The following is a 1,776-nucleotide window of genomic DNA, read 5'->3' as shown; positions in this document are numbered from 1 at the left end:
TTCGCGCGGTAGTCGGTGAGGTTCTCGGCGAGCAGGTCGGTCAGTTCCTCGGGGCTGAGGTTGCCGTGGGCCTGGTGGTAGGTGCGTTCGATGGGGGTGGCGGGGGTGTTTTGGAGTGCGCGGTGGATGCGGCCCAGGATGCGGTCGCGGCTGCTCATGCGGGGCTGTCCTTGCTGGTGTCCTTGGGAGTGTTCTTGGTGGTGGGTTGGGTGCGTTGCCACCAGTCGCGGAAGGGTTCTTTGGGCAGGGGTGGGAGGTCGCGGGTGGTGGTCCAGGCTTTGCCGGGGCCGGGCAGGGGGAGGCGGTTGGGGTGGAGGTGGCGGGTGCGGGAGGCGATGCGCTGGCCGGTGCGCAGGATGCCGGGGCGGCGCAGGGCCCAGCGGGCGGCGCGCATGGTGGTGCGTTCGGCGGTATGTCCCTTGGCGGGTTTGAGGACGACTTTGTTGCCGGCTCGGGTGACTTCGCCGCCTTGGACGACGCGTTCCCTTAGGTGGACGAGGACTTCGGGGATGTCGATGGCGACGGGGCAGACCTCGTAGCAGGCGCCGCAGAGGGAGGATGCGTAGGGCAGGGAGGCGTCGATGTCGTTCTGGGTGCCGCGGAGCTGGGGGCTGAGGATGGCGCCGATGGGTCCGGGATAGACGGATCCGTAGGCGTGTCCGCCGGCGCGTTCGTAGACGGGGCAGACGTTGAGGCAGGCGGAGCAGCGGATGCAGCGCAGGGCCTGGCGGCCGATGTCGTCGGCGAGGGTGTCGGTGCGTCCGTTGTCCAGGAGGACGAGGTGGAAGTTCTTGGGTCCGTCGGTGTCGGTGGTGCCGGTCCAGGTGGAGGTGTAGGGGTTCATGCGTTCGGCGGTGGAGGAGCGGGGGAGGGTCTGGAGGAAGACTTCCAGGTCCTGCCAGGTGGGCAGGATCTTCTCGATGCCGACGACGGAGATGAGGGTGTCGGGCAGGGTCAGGCACATGCGTCCGTTGCCCTCGGACTCCACGACGACGAGGGTGCCTGTCTCGGCGATCATGAAGTTGGCGCCGGAGATGCCGACCTTGGCGCGCAGGAACTTCTCCCGCAGGTGCAGGCGTGCGGCTTCGGCGAGTTCGGCGGGGGTGTCGGTGAGTCCTTCGGGTGCGGGCCGTCCCCATGCGCTCATCTCGGTGCGGAAGATGTCGCGGATCTCGGCGCGGTTGCGGTGGATGGCGGGGACCAGGATGTGGGAGGGGCGGTCCTTGCCGAGCTGGACGATGAGTTCGGCGAGATCGGTCTCGTAGGCGCGGATGCCTTCGGCTTCCAGGGCCTCGTTGAGCCCGATCTCCTGGGTGGCCATGGACTTGACCTTGACGACCTCGGTCTCGCCGGTGGCTTTGACGAGGTCGGTGACGATCCGGTTGGCCTCGTCCGCATCGACGGCCCAGTGGACGGTGCCGCCCGCTGCCGTGACCGCCTCCTCCAGCTGGATGAGGTAGTGGTCGAGGTGGTGGAGGGTGTGGTCCTTGATCTGTTTCCCGGCCTCGCGCAGCTGGGCCCAGTCGTCGAGTTCGGTGACGGCTTTGGCGCGTTTGTCGCGGATGGTGTGGGTGGCGTGGCGCAGGTTGCCGCGCAGGGTGGGGTTGGCGACGGCCTCGCGGGCCGCGGTGGGAAAGGCCGGCATGCCGACGAACGTTCCGCTCATGCCACCGGCTCCTCTTGGGTTGCGGCCAGGATCTCCGCGATGTGCAGGGGGCGCATGGGGGAGTCCAGGCGGGACATGGTGCCGCCGATGTGCATCAGGCAGGAGTTGTC

At 68.5% G+C, this 1,776-nt stretch carries 1 protein-coding gene and 1 pseudogene; both read right to left on the bottom strand.

Annotation, left to right across the window (positions count from 1 at the left end):
- Positions 1 to 154: 154 nt before the first annotated feature.
- Positions 155 to 1,666, bottom strand: a complete 1,512-nt coding sequence (locus ACIPSE_RS47225) for a LutB/LldF family L-lactate oxidation iron-sulfur protein (RefSeq protein WP_401676390.1) — start codon at positions 1,664 to 1,666, stop codon at positions 155 to 157.
- Positions 1,663 to 1,776, bottom strand: a pseudogene (locus ACIPSE_RS47220) ((Fe-S)-binding protein); the annotation flags it as partial. The gene ACIPSE_RS47225 and the pseudogene ACIPSE_RS47220, both read right to left, overlap by 4 nt.

It is taken from the genome of Streptomyces sp. NPDC090106, from assembly GCF_044747265.1.
In the GTDB taxonomy this organism is placed as follows: domain Bacteria; phylum Actinomycetota; class Actinomycetes; order Streptomycetales; family Streptomycetaceae; genus Streptomyces.
Note: the sequence above shows the minus strand (reverse complement) of the source record. Positions and strands in the feature narration are given on the sequence as shown.